Consider the following 24,775-nt stretch of genomic DNA (forward strand, 5'->3'; position numbering starts at 1 on the left):
TTAGCGAGAATTGCGATTCTTCGCCTTCAGCAAGCGATCCATCGCGGAAGCGCCCTGCTCTTCCGCGGCTTTTGTCTTTCCGTCGCCAGAAGGCTTCGGCGGCGGAGGTGGCGGGCTTGCAGCGCGCCCGCCAGCCGTGCCGGCCGGCTTCGCCTTGACCGGCCGCTCTTCCCGCTGCGGCGCCTTCGGCCGCTGCGGGATCGCCTCCGGCGGGGCCTTGCGGCCCAGCGCCGGATCAGGGCTTGCAGCCGGGGCGGTGGTTCCCCCGCCCAAGGCTGCCCCGGTGCCCGCGCCGCGATCACGCGGCTGCGCGGGCACTTCGGCAGCAGGCGGCTTCGCGGAGCCGCCGCTGCTGCCGTAGAAGCTCGCAGCGCGCTTCTTGCGCGCAGCGAGCCGATCGAGGCCGGCGCTTTGCCCGGCCTCGGCGGCAGGAGCCGGCTGCCTGCGGAGCAGGGCAGCCATGCGAGTGCCGATGGCGGCCCATGGCAGAGCCAGGCGCCGCACGGCAATGTCTGCGACCCACAGCAGGAGGGCCGCCACAAGCAGTGGGTAGCTCCAGTCATGGAGCACCCGTCTGGACGTTGCCTCACGATCAAATACCTCTTCCGGCTTATCCCAAGAAAGAACCCGGCCCCCAGTCAACTCCGCCAGCTTCTTCAGTCCATCTTCCCCGCCACCGGAAGAAATCCGGTACTCAGGAGAATAGGGAACAACAAACCCGGAGCTTGGTGCTGCTTGAACAGCCTCGCCGCCGCTTACATCCTCAAGAGACATCAGGAACGCACCAGGCTTCGAAACATTCACCTGTCCTGTATAACGACCAGGCGCTTCCTGAACAAGATCAACCGTCTGTTCCTCGGCTTCATCGCCTGCAATCTTGGCAACCAGCTTCTCCGGTGGATTATCACTACTCGCTTCGACCTGCAGCTTAACCTGATTACCTGCTGCGGTCGTTGTCACTTCATAAGGCGATGAAGTAAACTGCGGGAATGTCCACTTCACGATTTCTGTCAAAGTGTCCGCAAAAGCAGGCCATGACACCCATTCCTTCGACCATTTTCCGCTTAAGTCACTCGTCCACGCTACGGTTCGCCCGGAGCCATACTGCCATCTTGCAAGGACAGGATCTGGCTCTGGACTCACCAGCACCGTTTGGGCAGACGATTTTGGCGTCGTAGCCACATATCCGTATAGTCCTGGCACACCTTGATCGAACAAAGCTGTCCAGTCCCCGGCATTCTGTACGGCTGGGACAAATGGTTTGTCCACAATGTACGACTTCGCCATCAGCACGGCTTCCCGGCTGAATACGGCGGGTAGAGTCGTTTCATCTTCCACATAGTAATAACGGCCTTTTGCCGCATCCGCGAGATATTGCAAAAGGTTCTTGTCCGCATCTGCGCCGACAGCGACCGACGATAATGTAATTTTGTTCTTCACCATCGTGCTAGTCAGATCATCATAACCGGACTGAAGGGCTGACTGCCCATCCGTCATCAGAATGATATGCCTTCTCTGTGCTTTAATGTTCAGCATCTCATTCAGTGCCGATTCAACGGCCGGGTAAATATTCGTTCCCCCATTACTTGGAATGGATTGAATGGATTCAAGCACGTCCTTCTTATCACCGAGCTTCTGCGGCGGAACGACCCACCATGGACTATCATCAAAAGCAACAACTCCCACGGTATCTTTAGATCGCATCAGCTCCACAGTACGCATAGCAGATTCCTTCGCAAGCTCGATCTTCTGCCCGCTCATACTACCCGAGCGGTCGATGACCAGAATGAGACCAAGCGATGGAATTTCACGTTTGCCTTCCAGCTCCATAGAGACGGGGAGTGCTTTCTCAATCGGCGTCTTGAAATAACCTCCCATACCAAAGCTGTCTTCGCCGCCCACCATCATAAACCCGATCCCGAAGCTTCGGACTGCCTGCTCAATCATTTCCATCTGTTTGCCCCCGACCGTACTGCCGGAAACATTATTAAAAATAATGCTGTCATAAACGGCATACTTAGCAGGTTCAAGTGGCAGCATATGCGGCGGAATGACTTCTGTCCCGATCATGCCGGATTCTAGGGCAGCCGTAATGTTCCCGGAAGTACCCGGAGTCCCTTCCACTATCAGCACGTTCGGCGGTCCATCCACACGAGTAAAGTCATATCCGGCATTGTTCGCAGCAGATTCGTCGCCATCCATAAAAATTTCAGCCTTATATCTGTGCAGACCCGCTGACTTCGCGAGTCCCTTAACAGCAAAACGGTTCTCACCTGCAGAAAGCTCTACCCTTTCCCGTCCAATTTCCCGGTTATCTTCATAAATCCGAAGTTCTCCAGCTGTCTTAAAGGTACTCTTAATCATCACTTCGACATAGAATGATTCTGCCTGGTACAGCTTATCCGGTACGCGAAGTTCCTCGACCGCTGCATCCTTGATTTCCCGCTGAGGAACAGGCAATACGTCGACCGCAATCCCGCGGTCTTTCAACAATCTGCCTACCCCTACCATACTGCCGACATTCTCTTCTCCATCCGAGAGAAGCACAATGCGAGAGTCCGCCGTTCCTTCAAACAGATTTCCTGCCAGCTGAAGCCCAGACTCAAGGCCTGTGAACTTGCCCTCTAGCGCTGCATTCAGGGAAGCCCCTGCTTCTTCCGAGAAAGAAAGCTTTCGTTCAACGGCTCCTTCAAGTCCCGTAGACACAATTGCAGTACTATCCTCTTCACCTTTCGATTTCAAAGAGGACTGAATCCATTCACTTAATCTGGAAGTGTCCCCCATGCTGTCAGACCGGTCTGCCAAATAGACCACCTGTTTATCATGGAGGATTGTAAATCCATGAAGACCTGATAATACAAAAATAAGCAAAATAATAACAAACGCTCTTAAGAATAATGCCAGCTTCTTACGGAAGCCGCCTAACCGAAAATCCGATTTATACGCATAGTAGAGAAATGCTCCAGCCGGAATCAGCAGTAAAAGAAGCCACGGCATGCTAAATTGAACGCCCACGCTGGTACACCCCCCATTCTGCTACAATCACAGCAAGCGCTAATGCTGCAAGCCAAGGAATAAGGGACGCCACATTGGCATTAGTACCCGCATTCTCTGGTGATTTAGTCGCTTCATCATCAGTCTCTCCTTCGTTCTGCCCATCAACTGATCGACTTACGAGAGGACCTTTATCAGATGACAATTCTGCTTCAAAAGGATCGGAGGTTACAGCAAGCGAATAACTTATTTTCTCCCCCGCTTTATTTTCTTGTTCAAAAACATATAACCCGGGCATTTCAGGCACCGTTTGAGCCGATGAATATCCCTTATCAGTACGCAGCGCTTCGGTTCCGGCGACATCCGTCTTTAGCGCCAATCCGCCTTTAGGAACCCAAACAGCCTTCACAGTATCTGCAGCGATTGGAATATCCGCTACAGCCCCAGCCATGTATCGGCCAAGACCACTTCCTTTACCTGCGGTCAACCATTTTAACGCATTATTCACAAGTACAGGAAATTCAGATGACAGTGGGAGATCGCTATCCTGTAATGAGAATCCAAAGGATAAACGAGGATGCCCTCCTTCCTTGCCTGCATAGACAACTGGGGTATCTCCAAACTTAATGATTGGCTCACCCCACATGGGTTGTTCATCCATTAAATTACCTACGTATACTCCCGACAAAGTAATATATGAGGTGACCGGATGCCCGGCTATCACAGGATTCCCTCCAGGATTCGCCTTTTTCGTCCCTTGTGTACCTATCGTCCAGAGTGGGGTTTTGGCTGTTAGGGATGCCCATTCCCCCTTGCTGAACACGTCAGGCATGGAGCCATCCATTACGATCAGGTCGAAATCCCCTTCGGGTACGGGCACCTCATTACTCGGATCTGAATCTTCTACGGCACCACCATTACTCTCCGAATTCACAACAATCTTGGTTACTTCTGCTCCGCTGAGCTGCAGCGCCTTTTCCAAGAACATGTTACCTTCGGTGAGCAGCAGGACCCTAGAGCTTCCGAGCTTCGTGCCAAAAGCATACGACTCGTTATCCGCTCCATATTCATCAGCTCCGGCAATCTCCAGACGGTAAACCTCTGCAAATGGAATATCATCAAATGATAGCGTTGACTTCGCCGAAGACTGTACTTCCACTTCTCTGGTGATCAGAAGCTTATCGTCACCATACAGATTCGCTTCCACAGTTACAGGCTCTGCTGAATTACTGCTAATAACGGCAATGGCCGTGCTGGAAGCACCTGCTGCGTCTTTATTCGAAATGCCAAACTGCTCTACAGCGTAATTCAGAGGCAAGTCTCCAGATATTTTTTCAACGGAAACCGGGACATTAAACACCATCTGAGCCGGATCTTCCTTCCACTGCCCGTCAGTGAACACGATAACCTCAGCATCCGTCTCTTCACGTGTTAGCGCTGACGCAAGTGAAAGCGTCTCTCTGTAAGAAGCTTGTCCATAATAGATCTGCATTTCATCTACTGCCTTCTGAATTGCATCTCTATCACCTTCACGAGACAGTAATGTGACTGGCCTTGGACCTATCGCCAAGAGCGTAATGTCTTTGCCTTTCCCTTGATCTTTAACGTATGCTTGGATACGCTCCTTCAGCAGATCTAACCTGGTGTATGTACCCTCGTCATCCTTCTGCTTCGTTAAATCTCCTATTGGCTCCGCCTCCGCGCTCATGCTGCCCGAGGTATCGGCGACAATAACGATATGCTGGCTTCCACTGCCGGACACCTTCACAAAAGGCTGCATCAGCGCAAAAATGATCACAGCGGCTGCCAGCAGCTGCAGCCATAGCAACAACCGGTTTTGGAGCTTTTGCCAAGGACGGTTTGCCTCCAGGTTACGCAGCACCCGGTCCCACAGCAAATGGCTAGGCACCGTTGTATCTATATATTTCCGTTTGAACATATACATCAGCACAATTGCCGGTAAAGCTAGCCCGAACCAAAGACTAAGCCATGATTGAATTCCCAAAAAGTCCTCCTCCTTAAAACCACTGCTCCGGGTAAACCACAAAGAACCAAGGAACCTTCGTATCAGGAACCTAAAAAGATCCTTTCAGGGGTTCACCCCTTGACCAGCCCAGCACCCGCCAGGATGCCAAACACCGCTTCCTGCAGCGGCATATCCGCAGGAATGAGTACATAAGTCATCCCTCGCTCCGCACATACCCTAGCTAGCATTTGACGATAGTTCTCCAATTCCTCACGATAAGCATCGAGCACACGCCCAGTCACTGCAACTTCCTTACCCGTCATACGCTCACTGTCCACCAGTCGCAGGTCTCCGGAAAGACGCGGCTCAAGCTCTTCTCTTGATAGAACATGTACCAGCACCGTTTCCTGACCAGCACCAGCTAATAAGGACAAGGATCTGCTTAGCTCCTCCTCGCCGCCTTCAAGCCAGAAGTCAGAGAAGATCCAAGTCATACCAGGAAGCCTTGGAAGTGCACCAGGTACTGATAGCGCCGCTGATAAACTCCCATCTCCACCTGTAGGAGCTTGCTGCAAATGCGAGAATAACCGGTGAGCAGCACCCTTTCCACGAAGAACAGGCAGCCTTGAATCAAGGGTGCGGCTGTAACAAGCTACCTGCAATCGATCATAGGATGAAAGCGCCATGTAACCAATGCTCGCAGCTAATTGCCGAGCGAGAAGCCATTTTGCTCCCTCTGTACCCTTTTCAAGAGCTCCAGCTGACTGAGGGGAATCTTGGGTAGAAGCCGATGTTCTGGCATTCATGGAAGCAGAGCAATCCACATAAATGCTGACCATGAGCTCCTGTTCATCCATAAATTGTCTAACAAATGCCTTACCGGTTCTGGAATAGACGCCCCAGTCAAACCTCCGCACATCGTCGCCTGGGGTATATAGGCGATAATCCGCGAACTCAAGCGACGATCCAAGACGTCGGGAACGCCGCTTTCCTTGCAGTGTGCCGGCCACCCTCGTTCTTGCGCCTAGACTAAGCCGCTCTAAGCGAGTCAACCACTCCGGCGGAAGCAGATGCCCGGCCCCGCTCACGCCGTTCCCTCCAGCTTATCCAGAACCGCCTGAATCACTTGATCTGTCGTTACTCCCATCGCCTGACCTTCAAAGTTCAGGAATAAACGGTGACGAAGTGCAGGTAATGCTACTGCCCGAATATCTCCAGTAGATAAATGCATTCGTCCGCTGCATAGAGCACGGACTTTACCCACAGATATAATGGACTGCACTCCACGTGGACCTGAGCCGAAACGAACATATTTACGAACCTCATCAGGCGCACTTGCTTCTTCCGGATGGGTCATCATGAGCAGCTTGACCGCGTAGTCGAGAATTTCATCAGCCACCAGAACCTCTTTGGCACCCTGCTGAATGGCAAGCAGCTGTTCAGCAGTCATCTGTCTCTGCACCTCAGGTTCATGGGAAGAAGTCGTTCGTCTTACTATTTCCTTGAGCTCATCTGCACTCGGATAGGAAACCTCAATCTTCAATAGAAACCGGTCGAGCTGGGCTTCCGGTAACGGATACGTTCCTTCGTTCTCAAGGGGGTTCTGCGTTGCCAGTACGAAGAAAGGTTTCGGAAGTCGGTGCGTTTCACTTCCGACCGTTACGGTCTTCTCCTGCATCGCCTCCAGCAGTGCGCTTTGAGTCTTTGGTGTTGCACGGTTGATCTCGTCAGCAAGCACGATACTGCTGAACAGCGGTCCCTTTTGGAAGGACATTCCTGTACTGCCCGACTGGCCGAAGGATAATATATTCGTTCCTGTTATGTCGCTCGGCATTAAGTCCGGCGTAAACTGAATTCTTGAGAAGGACAAATCCAGCGCCTCAGATACCGTACGAACGAGCATCGTTTTGCCCAGTCCCGGAATCCCTTCCAGCAGTGCATGCCCTCCTGCAAAAATACACCAGAGCATCTGCTCTACCACTTCATGTTGGCCAACAATAACTTCGCCGATCTGGTTTCTCAGATTTGATATATTTTCTACCCATTCCTGCGGTTTAACTGTGGTTTCAGACATGGATTGCTACCTCTCTTCGTCGTTCTATATTTGATCAATAATTCAAGGGTTGGGATTAATCTGAGTGAAATAATCCTCTACCAGTCCCTGCATCTGCTCTGGCAATGGATTCCGTCCGAGTGACTTTCGTGCCTCAGCAGCATAATCCTTGTATACTTCTTCATAGGGTCTGGATGTTCCTGGTATAGTCGGTGATACACCGCCCTTTTGGACTTCTCCACCTTTTCCGTTCAACGCGCCGGAATCGTTCTTCACATTCCCGCTCCCCTCCAAGTCTCGAGGAGTCGTTACCAGCTCACGACCTCCGGAGCCTAACCCTGCACCAGCTCCTTGGCCTGCGCCTGTGCCGATTCCAGTTCCGGAACCGCCGCCCCCGGATCCCAAGCCACTTCCTGAGCCCGAACCGCTCCCCGTTCCTGAACCAGTGCCCTGACCGCTTCCGGAACCCGCGCCTTCTCCATCAGATCCTTCTCCTTCGCTGTCCCCTTCACTTGAGCCCTCAGAAAGACCAGCTTGAGCTAAAGCCTCTGCGCTGCCCCCGGCACTCCATGTATCGGACACTGACATGCCTGCCGCGGCCATTTGATCAGCCAGACTCAAACCCTGAGAAGCCAGCGCTGCCGCAAGGTCGGATGCTGCCTTCGAAGCGCCGTCCGATGATTGCTTCGCTTCCGCAGCTTTGGCAAGCTCTTCCGCAAGCTTCTGAAGTGCTTCTTCCTGCTCCTTCGTCAGCTTTCCGTCCTTCAACGCATCAGCGGCTTTTTGAAGAGCATCCTTCAACTTGTCAGCTTCCGGATTTTTAGCAGCTTCTGCAGCTAGTTGCTTTAACGCTTCAGACAGCTTTTTCTTCTCATCCTCTGACATCTTTTTAACCTGCTCTGTCAGCTTCTTCATTTCTTGCTTCAACTGCTCAGCCTTGCCTTCTTGCAGGCTTTTGCCTGCGTTCGCCAAGGCTTTATTGTTCTTCATCTGTTTCGCCAGCTCGGAGATCGCCTTAGATTGTTCTTCTTGTTTCTTCATCGTCTTCTCCAGCTGCTTCATCACTTCTTCCAACTTCTCAAGCGCCTTCTCAGGATCCTTCGCTTTCTCCAGCTGCTTCCTCAGCGCCTCAATCTGCTCTTGAAGCTTCTGTTTATCCTCTGGCTTTATGAGCTCTTTCTTAAGCTCTTCCGCCAGTTTTTCCGTCTCCTTCACCTGCTGCTTGACCCAGCTCTGCTGCTCCTTGGCAGCTTCCACCTGCTTATCCATCGGATTCGGGATGAAGGCCATAATCAGCACAGCTACAAGTCCAGCACTGCAGAGCAAGAGCTGTTTCTTCCAGCTCGGCATTGGCAAACGATACTTCATAGAAGCTGTAAACTGCCCGCCATACCGCTCTGCCTGATCACGCTGAAACCGTGCTGCGAGCGACTCATCTTCCTTGAAGGAAAGAGCGGTGACCATCATATCACTCCGCTCCGTTCCTTCTGTAGCACCATCCATGATTGATGCTGCATCCTTAACAGGAATACGGCGGATCCATCCCACCAGCATTCCTAGTACAGCTCCTGTCACTGGAAGAACAAACACCGCAACCCGAAGCCAGGAAATAGGAACGAATCGTCCGATAATTAGTAGCAATAATGCTACAGCAAACCCGGCAGCAAGCCCTGTTAAAGCATAGGCAGCCATCCGGAAACGCTGCAGTCTGCGGCGAGCCATTTCAATGAAACGCATTATATTGTCCATCTTGCGCTCCCCTCCGGTCTTCTAAATCTTATGCACCCGCGTCCGGGATGGGCGTTGATGCCTTTCTTTTGCCAAATAACTTCCCTCTGCGTACGGGGCGAATTCGACGTATCGCAATCCATAACGAAATAACAATCACTACCGAATACACAAGAACAAATTCAAGCCATAACTGAATTGGAGGTTTGCTATTCAGCGTCCCTCCCTGAACTAGAAAAGCTTCTTTGGAAAACGACGGTTCAAATATACTAACCATCGCACCCGCCGGATTTAGTCCCAGCAAATAGCCGACCCATGAATGGGTCTGAGTTACGGTTGTACCAGATCCGTACATATTTTGTTGCTCAATTCCTAGGAAGAACAAATACATCAGACCTGTAACCAAGAAGATAACCAGCCCGGTTCCATAGGTTACGATGATGGCGACAATCGTCTTTTTAAATATAGTAGAGAACATCACTCCAAGTGCGCCTAAGAGCAGCATCACAAAGAGATAGAATAAGAATACCGATACCAATTGTTTTGGTGAAATACCGCCGTATAGAAACACGATGCTGTATATAGGCAGCGTCGAAAGTATGATTAATGTCATGAAACTTAAGGATGATACCAGCTTGCTGATCACAATCGTAGCTGAGCTTTGCTGCGTTGTAAGGAGCATACTTAGCGTCTGCTTCTCTCTTTCACTACTAATAACACCTGCTGTCAGTGCCGGTGCCATAAAAGCTATTAATACGAGCTGGGCGAAGCTGAGTACATAGAACATCAGTTGGCTTCTTGTAGGATCAAAGCGCTGAGAGTTACCCTGCCCTAAGTATAAAAAGATATATATGAACCCCATTGCGATCGCACCCAGTGCCAGTACGTAGAACAAGACGGACAGCATAGAACGAGGTGAGCGCATACGAAGCCGGAACTCCTTATCCATCACGGGGTTAATCATTTTTCTGCTCCAATTCATGCCTGGTTCCCCCCTTTCGTAATTTCCAGGAACACATCTTCCAGGTTGCTTTGTGCCTCTTGGAAAGATACCACGGGTATACCCCACGAGATGACCTGACGCAGCAGAGCACTCTGCTGGCTATCATCACCGCTAAAATGTACGTGAACCCCTGTATTATCGGACAAGACTGAGCTAACGAACGGCTCGTCACGCAGCTTCTCTGCAAGAATATCCTCTTGCTCCAGTGTGCGAATATGAATGACTTTTTTGACTCTAAGGCGATTTTGAATATCTGATACCTTGCCTTGCGCAATCATCTCTCCGTGCTCGATAACACCAATCTCATCCACCATCTCTGCGAGCTCAGGCAGAATATGTGATGATATAATGATCGTTTTGCCCATAAGCTTTAATTCTTTAAGAATCTCCCGCATCTCAATTCGCGCTCTTGGGTCCAGACCCGAGGCCGGCTCATCAAGAATGAGCACGTCCGGATCATGAACGAGGCATCTCGCCAGACATAGACGCTGCTTCATTCCGCGTGAAAGACCATCGACATAGGCATCGGCCTTGTCACTCAGATTGACCAGCTCGAGCAACTGAGGGATCAGCTTCTCCCGATCCGTACGTGGAATACCATAGCTCGCCCCATAAAAATGCAGATATTCCGTTGCCTTCAACTGATCGTATACGCCAAAGAAGTCGGGCATATAACCAATACGTTTTCGAACTTCCTTCGGGTACTCCGTTACTTCATATCCGCCTACTTTAGCTGTTCCGGAACTTGGAAGAGCCAGTGTCGCTAATATAGACATCGTCGTGGATTTACCTGCTCCGTTCGGACCGACAAATCCAAAAACCGTACCTTTTTCTATATCTAGGGAGATTCCTTTCAGCGCTTGAAAGTTCCCATAGTGCTTTCGTAAGTCTCTAATTTCTATCATTGTATTACTTCCCCCTTCAGCGACAATTCCGGCATCTGAAAGTTCCCCTGATCCTTAGCGGTAATTGAGAACCGAATTTTCTTATCTAAGATATACTTCTCTGGATTGTCCTTCACGGTAAAGACACCTTTATTATCAGATACCGGTTCCCATACATTGTCAGCAGCATTCCAGATCTCCATCGTCATGCCTCCGCTAAGCTTCGTCCCTTTAATCGAGAACTCCGAATACTTCACATCCATTTCTGAAATAAGCGGGAACTCGGCTATCATCGTTCCTTGAGCGAGCTCCACCCCGTGCGGATTAATAAAGAACGTTGGTGCGTTCGCTTGCGTAACCTGCGGTGTGAGATACCCGTAAGGAATGTTAATTTCACCATTTTGGCCCCATTCGAACGATACAGGCTGAATCCAGAGGTTCAGTTGGTCACTTGGTACTTCCTTGCCCTTCAGTTTATAGCTAGTTAAGGTGTCCTCGTTCCAGCCGAATATATAAGCATCTTTAATTGTTGTGTTCGTTCTGTTCGTGTACATGTTTAATATATCTCGGTGACGATTATACGTATCATTATTATTGGTATACGGATACAGCAAATAACTTATATCTCCACCAATATGTTTCATAACAGCGTTGCCTGAGGTAGGTACTTCCGCAGCATCTTTACGTGCAATATCCCCAAGCTTATATGCCTTACCACCAATGACGAGCACAACGTCTTTAAGGTCGCTTGTCGTTTCGTTCGTCACTTTACCTGTCAGCTGCCCTTTGCTGTCCAGCTTCAGGTCCATCTGGAGTTGACCAGTCTTCTCTGTTCCAGCACTCTCCGCCAAAAGCTTAGCCAAAGACCACTGCGGCATGTCTCTTAATTCAAGCTTTGTCTGTTCATCCTCAATACGAATATAGTTATTATCTGACATTCCTCCGCCGAAGGCACCGCCTGACCGCTGGGTCGTCAAATACGTATTTTTAGGGAATTCCAGTTCATAGTTACCGCTGCTCGGCGTAAAAAATGCAGAAGCAGTTGTTTTCACTGCACTGCCTTCTCCATTCAGCTCCATAATATTAATCGTATGAGCCATTTCTTGCGTCTTATCAGAAGAACCGATCGTATATACCGTGCCACTAGCAATAACCGCAATAAGTGGAATCAAGAACCAAGCCCATTCGCGCTTGTCCACCTTCTTCAGTATGAAGTAGAGAACCGGCGCAACGATAAGTGCATATGCGATAAGCATCCACATCAGCATTTGAAAAGATGGCATTTTAAGAGACGGAAAATAATCTAGTACATAACTTAAATTATCAATTGTTGATCCGTAGTACATATTATTAGATACAGGAAGCGCATTTCCTAGTACCGAAGCCCATACAGCACTATGACCAGCCCAAGAGCTGACAGGTTCCATAGCCACATCGTAAGCTGCATACCATACGTTTCCCTGCTCTACGCTGCGTGAAGCGAAAAGTGGTACACCTGCTGTCTGACTTTCAACGTTGGCTCCTTCAACCGCTGTAGCTTTTGAAATGGTAAAGTCACCGTCCAGCTTCAATGGCTTCTCTCCAAGTTTTTGGAGCTCAGGAAGCTTATCCACCGTCATCGTTCCATTTACTTGGACAGGAGATATGTCTGAGAATGGAGTTGCTGTTTTGGAGTATCCCGCTCCACCGGACAAGACCAAATTCCCTCCGGACTTTACCCATGCCTTAATCGCTTCTTGCTGCTGCTTCGAAAGCGTATCAGATGCAAAGTTGTTGATTACCAGTACATCCAGCCCGTCAAGAAGCATTGCATCACTCGAAATGTCTTCTGCGTCCATCGGAACTGTCACTAGAGTGCTCCCTTTAGCATTCAGTGCACTGAGGAAATTCATCGTGTCTGGATCATCAGACAGGACCCCTACTAGCCCATTCAACATGGATGATTTCTCGATATTGTTCTTTCCTGAAGCGAACTCGATCTGCTTCCCGTTCTTGTACGAACCCTCATAGAACGCAATTTCATTGTTGTCTTTATTGTAGAAATATCCGGGAATAGCCATAAGCAGCTCTTTCGGTGTATCCTTTGGTAGCTCGACATGCTGAACATAAGCCGCCTGTTGACCATTATTAGTTACTCGAAGAACAATGTCTCCCGAAATATCGCGATCACTCGTAAGTGTCAGGTTGAGTGGATTCCACTTATCCTGTTTAAGATTCCCCTTGTAACCAATCTCCATCTTCAGCTCAATCTTTGGACCATCCGCATAAGCTGTTCCGCCTTGCGTCGAATATGGAAGTACTGCACTAAGCAGCAGCACCATTGTTAATACCATAATCCCCATTACTTTTTTATAAAACGACAAGTGATGATTCCCCTCTCCCTTAAAAAATTGCTACTTAAAACAGGATCGATATCATACCAATGATAAATGGTTTTTATCGTTCTCCTAGTTAATGACGAGCTTTCTGAATCAAAAGTTTGAGTTTTGACCGTTTTTAGACAAAAAAAAATCCCAACTCCAAAACTGGAGCGGGATTTATAGTCCGAATTGCAGCAAACTCAGCTGCTCCACTAAAGCCTTACAATATAATCTATTTATGTGCTGTCATTTAAAAAACGACAGTTTTATTATGATGGACAAGAATACGATCCTCGATATGCCATTTAACCGCTCTTGCAAGTACGACCCGTTCGATGGTGCGTCCGATACGCTTAAGCTCATTCACATCATCTCGGTGGCTGACGCGCTGAACATCCTGCTCAATGATCGGTCCGCCATCCAGTTCCTCCGTTACGTAGTGCGCAGTGGCACCGATGATCTTCACACCACGTTTATAAGCTTGTGCGTATGGTTTACCGCCAACAAACGCTGGAAGGAAGGAGTGATGGATATTAATAATGCGATTCCGGTAATGTGTAATAAAGGTAGGTGAAATGATCTGCATGTAACGAGCTAGAATAATGACATCGATATCATCGCCGATCACTTCAAGCTGACGCTTCTCTGCTTCCGGTTTCGTCTCCGCGGTAACCGGGATATGGTGATAAGGAATTCCGAAGGATTCCACATATTCTTTCATATCCAGATGGTTACTGACCACAAGCGCAATATCCGCATCCAGATCACCAGCCTGCCACTGCCATAGCAGCTCAACCAGACAGTGATCTTCTTTGGATACGAAAATAGCAAGGCGTTTCTTACGTGCAACGTGATTCATGCTCCACTCCATCTGGAATTTCTCAGCCACACTGCTGAAGGATTCCTCAAGATCATGAAGTTTTGCACTAAGCTCCGGCAGATCGAACTCGATCCGCATGAAGAACATGCCCCCAGCCGGGTCCATCGTATACTGGTCAGATTGAACGATATTGGCACCATGCTGATGTAAGAAATGCGATACCGCTGCAACAATTCCCGGTCCATCTGGACAGGCAATGAGCATGCGGGCGCGGTTAAGATTTTGATCTGCCGCGGACGGCAGGTTCTTTTTTGAGTGAATATCCATAACGACTACATGTTCCTCCTCGGTAACTGCCTATTACTATCAATTCCTATCCATCATTACTTATTATTACGATTAAGACTTCAGCTCTGAACCGGCCAGCCAAGCAATAATACGCTGATTGATCTGCTCTTCATTGTAATCTTGAAGAAGTCCTGCAGCTGTGACCATATCATAAAGACGTTCCATCGGCTCGCGCGGGTCTGCTTTTTTGGCTTTAGCGTCATTTTTTAGTACATCCCAAGTGCTCAGCACGAATGAACGACCTTCAATACCTTCTTTTGCAAAAAACTGTCCCAACTCTTCGACCTGAGCCATAAACTCAGAACCAAAACGCGACTCTACGTCACCGCGAAGCAGTGCAATTTCAATCTCATACATCGGACGCTGGGTTTTCGCATCTTTACCAATCCACGGCGTCTCAAGAATGAACGGACGGCCCTGCAATCGCTCGTTATGAACGATATTATGAATGGCTTTATATCCGATCCACCCTGTTCCAAGCGGAGTGTGACGGTCTTTCGCCGCACCGCGTGGATTCTTACTGTCGTTAATATGAACAACTGTAAGACGATCCAAGCCGATCAGACGATCGAATTCATCCAGCACACCATCTAGATCATTCACGATATCGTAACCAGCATCATGAATGTGACATGTATCCAGACAGATCGCCAGACGGTCATTATATTTCACTTTGTCGATGATTTGTGCAATTTCCTCGAAGCTGCGGCCCATTTCGGTACCTTTACCAGCCATCGTCTCCAGCGCAATCTTCACTTCCGTCTCGTCCGTACCACCAAGAACTTCATTTAAGCCTTCGGCAATCCGGTCGATTCCGTACACCGCATCTTTATCCGTATAAGCACCTGGGTGCAGAACAATGTTCTTCACACCAACAGCATGGGTACGACGTATTTCTTCCTGAAGAAAGCTGACCGCAAGCTCATAGGTGTTAGGCTTGTACGATCCTAGATTAATAATATAGGGTGCGTGAACGACAATTTCGTCGATACCGCACTCTTGCATCATGACTTTGCCTTCTTCCAGAAACATCGAGTCAATCGGCTTACGACGCGTATTTTGCGGTGCGCCAGTATATATCATAAACGAGCTAGAGCCATAGGATTTGGCTTCAGTCGCTGCAGTCAGCAGCCCCTGTCCTGAAAAGGACACGTGGGAACCGATTTTCAGCATGTGGTATCCCCCTCTTTCAACAATTATCAACCTATTTTAGCGTGATTGAGCAAATAAATCTAGGCGAGATGAGATAAAAACAAACCTTACCTATAAATTCAGTAAGGTTTGTTTCGTTTATATGGTTCGTTATGATAATCATCTAAATCATATTTAGATGATATCCTAAAATAATTCGTATCGATGATTTAGTAGTTATATGAATTCGGAACCTTTATGAAGAACCGGATTAAAGCCAAAGGTTACGAGAAAACGCTACTGCTCCACCGCTATGGTCGCACTGCCTCCGGTTCATCCAGCATTGAAGTACACTGGGAGCAACGAGTAGCTGCAACTGGAATTTCAGAGAGACAATAAGGACATTCCTTCGTGGTCTTCTCAGGTTCTGGCTTCTCATGTTCTTTTCTCTTCAACCAGTTGATCCCCTTAACAAGCATAAAAATACAGAATGCAACAATCACAAAATCGATAACCGAGTTTACGAACTGTCCGATAGCGATAACTGGTGCACCGACAGCATTGGCATCCGCTAAAGTCGTGATCTCGCTGCCATCCGGCATACGCATATCTGGCTTTAGCTTAATAATGAGATCCTTAAAGTCTACACCGCCAAGCAATACCCCAATTGGTGGCATGATAATATCATTGACGATGGAAGTGACAATCTTACCGAAGGCACCCCCGATGATGACCCCGACAGCCAGATCAATGACGTTCCCCCGTACTGCAAATTCTTTGAATTCATTAATAAACCCTTTCAATGGAATCCCCCTTCATATGAATACATTGATTTTAAGCCTTATTTCCGAAACCTATCATTTCTCCCTACACATTATATCGGCAGCTATTAACCAGCTTCAAGCCCTCCTTTATGAATTCGAGCATTCAGGAGAGATTCCTGTAAGAAGAGAGTTTCGAACTCCCTTACCGCATTAGGATAATTTTGCCTGCGCCCTCGAAATATATGTATAATTGGGTTATAATTCTCCTAAAAGAATCGTGTGAGATAAATCATAGAGGTGAGATAAAGATGCTGAACACTGCGGCCGTCCTAAGGACGTTAACGACCAGCGCACCCCCGTCATGGTTCATGAACACCATTGCATTTTGGGGATGGGTCATGCTTGGGCTGATGTGCATCGGCGGATTCTTCATGTTCCGCAAATTTCTTAAAGTACTGCCAAAGGCAGATGGCAAGTCCAAGCTGGACTGGCAGAATTATTGGGTTGAACGAAGCCGTCCGCTCTGGACTGAGGATTCCAAGTCATTCCTAGGTGAGCTTGTTATGCCCGTACCGGGTCCATTTCGAGACATCGCCAAGCACTCGATCGCAGCCGAAATCGGTAAAATCGCCGTAGAGTCTGGCGCAAGCGAAGTCACAAGGGATCACTGTATCAAGGGATACATTGTAGCAACACCGAAACGCGATTATAAATTCCTTATGACCTTTCTTCACAAAAAAGGCATCGACTATACGCCTTATCAGCATTTGATTAATAAGTAACATTATATTCGTTCTCTAATCTATGAACATGTAAGTCCAGTGGCTTCAGGACTTCAAAAGTATCCTATACGTCAACAAAAAGAGACTGCTTAATAGCAGTCTCTTTCATCGCTAAGGAGAAAAAACACATGAAAAAAATTATTGTTTTTTTGATGATGATTATTTTAGTTTCGGGTTGTGGTGAAAACAACACCGAGAAAGCGACACAATATTTATTGAAAAATCAAAGAAACGATGTCACGGTTGTAGTCTTTACAAATAAATCATTAGAAGATTCCTTTATTGAATCATTACAGAAAAATATAGATTATATTAATAATGACCTAAAGATCGATAAACCCATTACCAATGTTTCATTTATTAACATTCGAGAGGATCAAACATATAATTATCAGAAAATTTATGATTTGGTGGATTTCCCTCAAATCACGCTATTCGAAAAAGATGAGATCGTTTTGGAAACAACGGATTCTGATGAACTTGTAAATTATTATAAAGAATAAGTTAGATATGTATCAGGAAGCACGAAAAGTATACTTACCTCCCGCAATAAGAAAGGTATCTCCTTCTTGCAGTAGATATTCTTTATAAGGCACCATTCGTTCACCTTTCAAAATCGTTCCGTTCTTGGAGCCCAGATCTTTGATCATATACCCTCCAGCGCTCCGATAGAGCTCCACATGCGCTCGTGAGGTTCCAACTGCTTGAGTAACATACTGAGATACCTCTGCTGAACGGCCAATTATAAAATGCGGCTGATGGAGCTCTACCCGTTCATCTCTGCCGTTATCCGAACTAACGACTTCCAAAAACGCATACGGTTGTGAGGAAGCCCCCCTTTCTTCTTCCTTAGACACCATAGTCTTGGCCTGGAGAAGAACCGTCCCTTCATCACCAGAGAAGGACAACATGTCAGTTCGTTGTGGCAATTGATCATAATAATCATCCGAAGACGCTACGATTTCTTTCTCCATATTATTGTTGAGTAGATCTGCTAATAGATCTCTAGAAGGTATTTCTTTATTAGAAGGTGACGGTGAAGATTCCCTCCATCTCCAATCTTCATTCGCAGAAAGGTCCTCATCAGGCACTCTATCCTTGGATTTTCCATCAAACCATCCGGTCAATTTATCCACCTTAAACCGAAATGATCTGTGTTCCCGTCCTCCAGCGTCACCTAGTTCACCCGATTCAAACATAGGTAGATTCTCCGAATAATGATCTTCCTCATCTGACACTCTTCCAATCTTCCCCTGCCAACCCAATAGAGATACTGCCCATAGTACAACCGTGCCTAAGATGGAAATCAACAGCATGATACGGCTAGGGTTATTCATATAAAGAAATCGCCACACCGCGGCTGTTCCAAGCAGGCCTCCCAATATCCAATAGGTTCTAACGGAGGATGGGACGTTCTTCTCTTCTAGCACCTCATCGGAGGATAGCTCCCACTCGGATTGATTCCTTGATGGAAATAGCGATCTTGCAGAAATGCGGTCTGGGCTTCCTGAGTCAATGGTACTCCGTTCATTTCTTGCAGAGGCCTGATTATGATTATGACGTATATGCTTCGCTTCTGTACTTTTTGTTTGGATGGGTGACCCTGCATCAGAGATCCGAGAGCTCCCTTGATGTATGTGCGGTGACACCCTTCCCATGGGCTCTGCCGAAACTTCCGCGACTCTTGTACGAATCGGGAGAACTGATGCATTATCTCTAACACCAAGAGCATGTAGAGTGTTGTCAGTGGATTTTGAGGACATTGAGCCTGTCATCACTCCTGAAGATTGTTCTTGTAAGTGGTGCTCATAATTCCCCTCACCTGCCAATAATTCAATAAGCAGACGTTTTAATCCGGACAGATTAAACTCCTCTTCATTGCAATAACTCATCAAACTCTGTATTCCATTTCCTCTCAGTTCGGATACTGAGGATACAAGCCGAGTCAGAAAATCTTTAAACGCAGATTTTACGGTTTCTGGTTCAGACTCCATCTTATCTAGCGGTACATATGTCAGATATAACTTCCCTGAATGAAGAGGACCGTCGATAAACATATATTCCTCATCCAAAATATACTGCGTCGGCCGTAGCATATACATTGAACAATCACTCAAGACTGTAGTCACCTGAAGCAGCAGTCCATAAAATTCAGTAAGCGTCAGCTTCTCACCTCTAAGCGCTTGAGACAACATTCTTTTACCCGTTATGTTATATTGGAGCGTAACTCGAAAATCCAGTTCCTTTGTATGCAAAGGTAAAAAACAGGGAATGCGGGAGGAGCGAATCATACCCAGCTGAACCTGGCTAAGATGGCTAGACGTCAATCCCTCCGGCCGATCGAGAACCATAAAGGTCCCTCCCTGCTCTACAAAATCCCTTGTCAACCCGAACAATCCTCATCCCTCCTACAATTGATAATTCATATAGGTATAGATCATACCGGGCAGAACGGCGATCATAAAAGGAAAGCGCAAATGATCTTCTTTACTGTTTTTCCAAGGCGTTAGACTTCTGAATATAAACACCCCTGCAACATTCCCAATCATCTTCCTCAGTCTTTTAAATGTTTCTCGCCGCCACATTAATATAAATAAACCAATAAGTCCTGCGAACAGCACAGAATAAACAATGGCCTGAAGTGTAAACCAAAGTCCGCACCATGCTCCAATACCACCGAATAATTTCACATCTCCCGCTCCGACTGCACCTATAAAATACATGATTAATACAACAATAAATCCGCCGACTATCCCTTTAATTGAAAAAACAACTCCTTCCCATCCGCTAGTTGCCGCATGATAAATCAAGCCAATTACAATCGCAGGCATCGTCAGTAGATTGGGAATTTTCATGTGCCGCACATCGGTAAAAAATGCTGTAGTCAAATAGATCGCACATATCGCGTAAGCAAAATCCATTGATCTGTCTCCTTCTTTACATCTTTAAACTTTACATGCATGGGTACACCTTACTGTCTCTCAACGACCGTAAACATCACTTCCATCCGTTCTCCATCTTCAGTTTCGATAATAAATGGCCACGTTCCTGGTGTTGTATTAAAGCCCACATTCCATTCCCATTCGATATAACCATTCTCATCCGCCGTCTTCCAACCTAAATACTTTGCTGTGCTTTTTCCGGTTTTGTAATAGACAGACAATTGAGCAGACGCTCCCGGCTCCATCTTCACCTTAACCTTCGCCTTTTTACTTGCAACTGCTGGGTCTGGTTTCTCCAACAGCTCGATGCTGCTATCCTGCCCTTCTCCACTTGACCCACTGCCTCCACCCTCACCTGTGTCTCCAATCCAGAGCCGTTCCTGTGATTTAGCCTGCAGTACGATCTTCTTATTCAGGAAGGGTACCTTAATCGGCAGTTCGTAACTGACCTCTATCCCGAAATACGGGTTTTGCCCGCTCTTTAAATTTGGAATAAAAACATTGGATACATGTATTCGGTCGAAATCAAGCAAACCTTCAGGCATGAACGGCTTTAAGATCGGTTTGATCACAGGATCAAGCACCGCCTCAGCTGTCTGGTTCTTAAGCTGCTGCAGAGGTTCATCGCCAGCGGTGGCAGCTTCCATTATCCATTGATTCAAAGGTGAAGGGAGGGAAGAACTATACTGTGAAGCCCAGTCACGAAGAGATAACTTAGGTATCTCCCAATGTGAAGTTTGGGTTCCTTCACTTGGGGCCTCACTACTAGCGCTCCCCTTATTAATAGTAATCGAAACTGGATAAATATGTGAAGTAACGGTTTTTACGGTATCTGATACTGTGGATTGTAAAGCTGTAGAAATGAGCGTCATTTGAACGATATAAATGAGAAAAATAACAAAAAACATAAACATCGGTAGAACAATTGACGCCTCAACCACCATACTACCGTGTTCAGATTCAGTCGCTTTTTGCCTTCTAATCATCTTCATACAGATCATCTGTTTCATAGATAAACTCCTAATAAGAAAAATCAGCTTTACGAGTTATCAGGTAACGGTTCCCCTCCACTTGATCAGTGCCATTGCCAAAAGCCGATCCAATCGCTTTCGTAATCCCAGGCAAGAACCACAATCGCATTTCTGTAACAATCTCTCCGGACGCGTAGGTCCCTCGATCGATCGGATTCACTCCTGTATTAAACCGGATTAATGCCAGCATACGAGACATTTTCTTGTCATTATTGCTATGGACAAACAGAAACATTCGCAAATGATCTCTGTAAGAGATGTCTACGGGAACGTATTTTGATAATTGGATTGAGCCTGTTTGGCACAGCTGAATCATGTCTTCTATCGCCTTCTCAATTCCGTACAAAATAGCTGCCGCCAATATAAGTAAAGGATTACCCATTTTACTGTTCACCACAAAACCTTCCATCGTCCGGATCGCAAGCCTTGAAGCAAATATTTCACCATAGGCTGCTGCGATATTGCCTGCCGGATTATGAAATCCGTATAGTATGTATTCAACCTCCTGTTTACTGACAGTAAACTCATCACTTAAGTCCTTAGCGGATGCAGGATCTTTCACGACCTCTTGTAATTGGGTGATATCAAAATGCTGAAAATAATGAACCGCATATTCATTCTGAAAAAGTTCATCCCTTACTCCAGTCAGGATATTCCCCATCGAACCGTAGACACTATCCATCTCTTCCATCGAAGATTTCCCTGCATCGTAAGGATCCTTCGCTAAAGCCCTACCTTCAATCGAAGCAACCTGTCCGTTATTAAATGATATGCTTTCGTCGTAATATTGCTGAAGCTCCCGGAACTGCTTCAATATCTCCTGATTTTGCGGATTTGACCCACTTAAAGCCTCAATAACTTTAGTAGCTTCCTTCAGTTTGAGCTGTGCCTTCTTCTCCGTATCTTTTCGCTCTTTATCCGAAGAACGAAACTGTTCCAACATAGCAAGCTCTCGATCAGGTATGTTTTCACTTCCGGACACTCCATATTTCCCTAGATAGTCCTGCACAGCATTACTGGCGTTAATGGTAGCATCTTTCATACCTGCTCCACCCATAGACGCAACTAAGTTAGACACCCGACTCTCAACTGATAACCAGCGATTTTGTTGTGTGGTAACTTCTCCTTTGAGCTCATTCAACAAGTCATCTGTATGTATGAGCTTTTCTGCTTGACGGCCTATCGACTGAATCATGTCCGCATCCCCGGCACTAGAATCATCTGACCCTGGCGTTTTGTTATTGGTTACTTGATCATACCCTTCCGCTACCGAACGGGTTTCTGCATCCTTAATAACCTGTTTCATCTCTTCATTGATAGCTTTTGCTTCTTCCAGCAATTCATCTGCTTCTTTTAGTAACTTCACTTGCTCTCGATGTATCTTTCTAATCCTGCTATCCAAATCTGAAGTTACAGAGGAAACACCATTTAAATAGGCTGCAATGAGAAATGTATACAATTTGTCCTCTTCTAAGGGGCGTAATGCATCCTCTTGAGATTTAATGAGATAATCGTTATACTGGGCAGCTGCCTCGGCAGCGGTATCAACGCCTCCTCCTAACGTAGTATCCGTTATAGATGATCCTGGTGGATTCATGATCAATCTCGGCAATACATTTGCGCTTTCTCCTGCTTTCCGTTGCTTCGCAATCATCTCATTCAGTGCATCTTCCCGCTTGTCATATAGCTTCCTAAGCTTCTTTAAAACATCCACTGTATTCGAAGCCTCTTTCATCGACTGAGACAATGGCTTAAATTTGTTCACAAGCTCTAATGTGAAATCAATTGGCGCTTTGTATTTCATGTCTTCACTAATCTGACGATTGAAAATATCATACCTACCGATAGGGCGTTCAAGGGAAAGACCCGAACTATCAAGTTTCATGGGAAGCAAGTGAAAGGCGTCTCCTCTTTCTCCAAGGCTCAAACTGTTATTGAGCATCTTCCCCATAATATAGTCCCCGCTGCTCTCTCCGAACGCATACAGACCATAATCTTGCTGAAGCTGTGGATCATAAGAGGACATGACGGACCTGACAGCAGCACGGGCCAAACGCTCACTCTGAACCTTCATAGCTGCAATTCTTGAATAATCAATAAAGACCGCTACGAACATAAACACCATCGACAACGCAATAATCAGAAAAATAGAGACAGATCCTTCCGATTTCGCTAAGTTAAGCTTATTCTTTCTACTGCGCTGCTTCATCGCGATCGACTACCTCCATACATCTGTAGAACTTCAGAAGCCGTTCCAGGATCGGTTCGGCTTCCTCCTATTCCTTTGAACTTAGAACCATAGTACCGCATCAGTTCAATGGTTCGAATAAATTCAACCGGATCAACCACGATAGATCGAGATTTAACCTGAAGATCTGATCCACCAGACATCACCTTAGCTAGGGGAGTTATCGATATAGGCCAAGACAATTCCGTGCTCACTTGTCGTAAAATAACCTTATTGTCATACATCATTTCTCCCCTCATTCCTTCGGGTACAGATTCTGCCCCTTTTGCCAATTTCACATCTGCCAGTTCACCATTCTGCGCTCCGCCAGGAATCGAAATTGTCCGCGCGGAGCTCTTACTTCCTAAACTAAACAAGGAACCGAGTAATTGATCCTCTGTCAGCCTCCAATAAAGTGAATCATATTGTCCTTCTGCTATCTCTCCATTTACCGCATTCTTATGGCTGTTGTCCCATATAAAGGCCGAACGTTCCGAAGCAGCAGAAGAGGCCTGCACAAGAAAGGATTTTTGATATACATACAGGCAAAGGAACAGAAGCAGCGCTGTTACCAGCAGTACGATGGGCAGAACAAAAGAAGCTTCAATGGTGAAGTTCCCCTCGTTGCTCTTCCAAAAACGGCGTCTACTTCGATTGAATGAATTCATCAGATCTAGTGTTGATATTTGAAAATAGTTTTTTAACCAACTTGAATAGCTCGTCTTTGAAAAAGAGTGCAATAATCAAAATAACCACAATAATGAGGATCATTTCAAGCGTTCCGATCCCTTGCTCGTCCTTCCAAAAAGACTTCATCTGATTACGAAAAATAGACATCATTCTTATCACCAAACCCTTCTACATATTCATCATCATAAATGCAGGTGCACCGACCAGAACAATTACTACCATAAAAATAACGACCATCGGAAATACCAATTTAGAGGAAGCTTGCTCCCCTCTTGTACGAGCAATAGCTTTCCGCTTCTCCCACAGCACACGAGACAGATCTCGGAGTGCAAGAACAAAATCATTCCCACCACGCCTGAAGTTCAGCAGTACGGTGGTTGTAAAAATTGACACTTCTTGCAACGCACATCGTTTACTGAATTGCTCAAATGCCTGCTGAAAGGAGTGACCTCCTTCCCAGTCGCCGACCATTTTTCTTAGCTCAACATATAATGGATGCTTATCCTCTGATTTACGTCCCACACAATGAACAATTGCTTTTTGAACATTCTCGCCGGCACCGACAAGCAAGATCATCTTGTTCAGTAACTCGGGAAGTTCCATCACGATATCTTGATCACGGAGCAACACTTTTTTGCTGAGATCTTTCACCATGGAAGCCGGAAGGAGTATGCTCAAAAAGGCCCCTCCCATCACACCAATCGGATCGCTTGTACCTAACGAAAAAATACAGCCGCCAATCAGAATCAACCAACTGTATGCAAGGCACTCTGCCATAAACATCAGACTCATCTCCGCACTGTGGCGAAGACCATAAATCTTCTGGACCGATCTTTGTATCCGAAAGAAAAGTATCGGCGCCCGAGTAGTCATCTTGCTCTGTTCCAGAATGAACAACAATGGAGGTGTTAGTTTCTTTAGGCGAAGCCCCTCCATAGGCAGCCTGCTGAAATGCCGATATCGCCCTCTACTTCTTAGATTCAGCACCACCCATCCTCCCACCAGCAGAATCAGTAGAGCACCACACAGCCATGACAACAACACTCTCATCA

20 protein-coding genes are annotated in these 24,775 nt (G+C 46.9%); 2 read left to right on the forward strand and 18 right to left on the reverse strand.

All coding sequences use genetic code 11. The features are described 5' to 3' along the window. The 11 genes from ACFQV5_RS20210 to mscL all read right to left on the reverse strand — a co-directional run bounded on the left by ACFQV5_RS20210 (position 1) and on the right by mscL (position 16,090). A complete protein-coding gene (locus tag ACFQV5_RS20210) occupies positions 1–3,015 on the reverse strand; it encodes a VWA domain-containing protein (protein WP_379249325.1) in 3,015 nt (1,004 codons plus the stop codon). Further along, the gene (locus ACFQV5_RS20215) at positions 2,999–4,999 is read right to left on the reverse strand and encodes a vWA domain-containing protein (protein WP_379249327.1); all 2,001 of its coding nucleotides are present in this window, start codon (positions 4,997–4,999) and stop codon (positions 2,999–3,001) included. Before ACFQV5_RS20215 ends, ACFQV5_RS20210 begins: the two co-directional genes overlap by 17 nt. Positions 5,000–5,091: 92 nt before the next feature. Continuing rightward, entirely contained in the window at positions 5,092–6,048 is a 957-nt protein-coding gene (locus ACFQV5_RS20220; protein WP_379249329.1) for a DUF58 domain-containing protein, read from the reverse strand. Continuing rightward, complete coding sequence (locus ACFQV5_RS20225; RefSeq protein ID WP_379249330.1) at positions 6,045–7,034, reverse strand: AAA family ATPase; 990 nt, start codon at positions 7,032–7,034, stop codon at positions 6,045–6,047. Before ACFQV5_RS20225 ends, ACFQV5_RS20220 begins: the two co-directional genes overlap by 4 nt. 42 nt (positions 7,035–7,076) lie before the next feature. Continuing rightward, entirely contained in the window at positions 7,077–8,762 is a 1,686-nt protein-coding gene (locus ACFQV5_RS20230) for a phage tail tape measure protein (RefSeq protein WP_379249332.1), read from the reverse strand. 28 nt (positions 8,763–8,790) lie between these two features. Next, positions 8,791–9,723 carry an ABC transporter permease gene (locus ACFQV5_RS20235; protein WP_379249334.1) on the reverse strand — a complete coding sequence of 311 codons (933 nt, stop codon included), beginning with the start codon at positions 9,721–9,723 and terminating at the stop codon, positions 8,791–8,793. Beyond that, positions 9,720–10,649 (reverse strand): ABC transporter ATP-binding protein, encoded by a 930-nt coding sequence (locus ACFQV5_RS20240; protein ID WP_379249336.1) that lies wholly within the window; start codon positions 10,647–10,649, stop codon positions 9,720–9,722. Before ACFQV5_RS20240 ends, ACFQV5_RS20235 begins: the two co-directional genes overlap by 4 nt. Continuing rightward, positions 10,646–12,991, reverse strand: a complete 2,346-nt coding sequence (locus ACFQV5_RS20245) for a DUF7408 domain-containing protein (RefSeq protein ID WP_379249338.1) — start codon at positions 12,989–12,991, stop codon at positions 10,646–10,648. Before ACFQV5_RS20245 ends, ACFQV5_RS20240 begins: the two co-directional genes overlap by 4 nt. 247 nt (positions 12,992–13,238) lie before the next feature. Then, positions 13,239–14,135 (reverse strand): formyltetrahydrofolate deformylase, encoded by an 897-nt coding sequence (gene purU, locus ACFQV5_RS20250; protein WP_379249340.1) that lies wholly within the window; start codon positions 14,133–14,135, stop codon positions 13,239–13,241. 72 nt (positions 14,136–14,207) lie between these two features. Continuing rightward, complete coding sequence (locus ACFQV5_RS20255; RefSeq protein ID WP_379249342.1) at positions 14,208–15,329, reverse strand: deoxyribonuclease IV; 1,122 nt, start codon at positions 15,327–15,329, stop codon at positions 14,208–14,210. Positions 15,330–15,598: 269 nt separating this feature from the next. Beyond that, a complete protein-coding gene (gene mscL / locus ACFQV5_RS20260; RefSeq protein WP_379249344.1) occupies positions 15,599–16,090 on the reverse strand; it encodes a large conductance mechanosensitive channel protein MscL in 492 nt (163 codons plus the stop codon). A 269-nt stretch (positions 16,091–16,359) separates the two neighbouring features. Here mscL and ACFQV5_RS20265 point away from each other — a divergent pair, with 269 nt between their 5' ends. Then, positions 16,360–16,833 (forward strand): DUF2621 domain-containing protein, encoded by a 474-nt coding sequence (locus ACFQV5_RS20265; RefSeq protein WP_379249345.1) that lies wholly within the window; start codon positions 16,360–16,362, stop codon positions 16,831–16,833. 128 nt (positions 16,834–16,961) lie between these two features. Further along, positions 16,962–17,336, forward strand: coding sequence for a hypothetical protein (locus ACFQV5_RS20270; protein WP_379249347.1), 375 nt, complete (start codon positions 16,962–16,964; stop codon positions 17,334–17,336). Positions 17,337–17,348: 12 nt separating this feature from the next. Here the strand turns inward: ACFQV5_RS20270 and ACFQV5_RS20275 are convergent, their stop codons facing one another. From ACFQV5_RS20275 to ACFQV5_RS20305, 7 genes are read right to left on the reverse strand one after another with little or no spacing between them, the layout of a single operon-like run. Next, on the reverse strand, positions 17,349–19,229 hold the full coding sequence (locus ACFQV5_RS20275) for a DUF6382 domain-containing protein (protein ID WP_379249349.1): 1,881 nt from the start codon (positions 19,227–19,229) through the stop codon (positions 17,349–17,351). Positions 19,230–19,241: 12 nt separating this feature from the next. Further along, positions 19,242–19,754, reverse strand: a complete 513-nt coding sequence (locus tag ACFQV5_RS20280; protein WP_379249351.1) for an A24 family peptidase — start codon at positions 19,752–19,754, stop codon at positions 19,242–19,244. A gap of 50 nt (positions 19,755–19,804) precedes the next feature. Continuing rightward, positions 19,805–20,776 carry a TadE/TadG family type IV pilus assembly protein gene (locus ACFQV5_RS20285; protein WP_379249473.1) on the reverse strand — a complete coding sequence of 324 codons (972 nt, stop codon included), beginning with the start codon at positions 20,774–20,776 and terminating at the stop codon, positions 19,805–19,807. Positions 20,777–20,795: 19 nt separating this feature from the next. Then, positions 20,796–23,015, reverse strand: coding sequence for a TadE/TadG family type IV pilus assembly protein (locus tag ACFQV5_RS20290; protein WP_379249353.1), 2,220 nt, complete (start codon positions 23,013–23,015; stop codon positions 20,796–20,798). Continuing rightward, positions 23,012–23,701, reverse strand: a complete 690-nt coding sequence (locus ACFQV5_RS20295) for a TadE/TadG family type IV pilus assembly protein (RefSeq protein ID WP_379249355.1) — start codon at positions 23,699–23,701, stop codon at positions 23,012–23,014. The genes ACFQV5_RS20290 and ACFQV5_RS20295 overlap by 4 nt, the downstream gene beginning before the upstream one ends. Beyond that, positions 23,679–23,849: a Flp1 family type IVb pilin gene (locus tag ACFQV5_RS20300; protein ID WP_379249357.1), complete on the reverse strand. Its 171-nt coding sequence runs from the start codon at positions 23,847–23,849 to the stop codon at positions 23,679–23,681. The genes ACFQV5_RS20295 and ACFQV5_RS20300 overlap by 23 nt, the downstream gene beginning before the upstream one ends. Before the next feature lie 42 nt (positions 23,850–23,891). Next, positions 23,892–24,764 carry a type II secretion system F family protein gene (locus ACFQV5_RS20305; protein WP_379249475.1) on the reverse strand — a complete coding sequence of 291 codons (873 nt, stop codon included), beginning with the start codon at positions 24,762–24,764 and terminating at the stop codon, positions 23,892–23,894. Positions 24,765–24,775 lie beyond the last annotated feature (11 nt).

It is taken from the genome of Paenibacillus sp. GCM10028914 (assembly GCF_042666275.1).
GTDB lineage: Bacteria > Bacillota > Bacilli > Paenibacillales > Paenibacillaceae > Paenibacillus_AQ.

What these genes read in the sequence shown, in the direction of transcription:
- ACFQV5_RS20225 (WP_379249330.1), bottom strand. Translation starts at nt 7,034, where the DNA reads ATGTCTGAAACCACAGTTAAACCGCAGGAATGGGTAGAAAATATATCA.
- ACFQV5_RS20230 (WP_379249332.1), bottom strand. Translation starts at nt 8,762, where the DNA reads ATGGACAATATAATGCGTTTCATTGAAATGGCTCGCCGCAGACTGCAG.
- ACFQV5_RS20235 (WP_379249334.1), bottom strand. Translation starts at nt 9,723, where the DNA reads ATGAATTGGAGCAGAAAAATGATTAACCCCGTGATGGATAAGGAGTTC.
- ACFQV5_RS20240 (WP_379249336.1), bottom strand. Translation starts at nt 10,649, where the DNA reads ATGATAGAAATTAGAGACTTACGAAAGCACTATGGGAACTTTCAAGCG.
- purU (WP_379249340.1), bottom strand. Translation starts at nt 14,135, where the DNA reads ATGGATATTCACTCAAAAAAGAACCTGCCGTCCGCGGCAGATCAAAAT.
- ACFQV5_RS20255 (WP_379249342.1), bottom strand. Translation starts at nt 15,329, where the DNA reads ATGCTGAAAATCGGTTCCCACGTGTCCTTTTCAGGACAGGGGCTGCTG.
- ACFQV5_RS20265 (WP_379249345.1), top strand. Translation starts at nt 16,360, where the DNA reads ATGCTGAACACTGCGGCCGTCCTAAGGACGTTAACGACCAGCGCACCC.
- ACFQV5_RS20270 (WP_379249347.1), top strand. Translation starts at nt 16,962, where the DNA reads ATGAAAAAAATTATTGTTTTTTTGATGATGATTATTTTAGTTTCGGGT.
- ACFQV5_RS20280 (WP_379249351.1), bottom strand. Translation starts at nt 19,754, where the DNA reads ATGGATTTTGCTTACGCGATATGTGCGATCTATTTGACTACAGCATTT.
- ACFQV5_RS20285 (WP_379249473.1), bottom strand. Translation starts at nt 20,776, where the DNA reads ATGATCTGTATGAAGATGATTAGAAGGCAAAAAGCGACTGAATCTGAA.
- ACFQV5_RS20290 (WP_379249353.1), bottom strand. Translation starts at nt 23,015, where the DNA reads ATGAAGCAGCGCAGTAGAAAGAATAAGCTTAACTTAGCGAAATCGGAA.
- ACFQV5_RS20295 (WP_379249355.1), bottom strand. Translation starts at nt 23,701, where the DNA reads ATGAATTCATTCAATCGAAGTAGACGCCGTTTTTGGAAGAGCAACGAG.
- ACFQV5_RS20300 (WP_379249357.1), bottom strand. Translation starts at nt 23,849, where the DNA reads ATGAAGTCTTTTTGGAAGGACGAGCAAGGGATCGGAACGCTTGAAATG.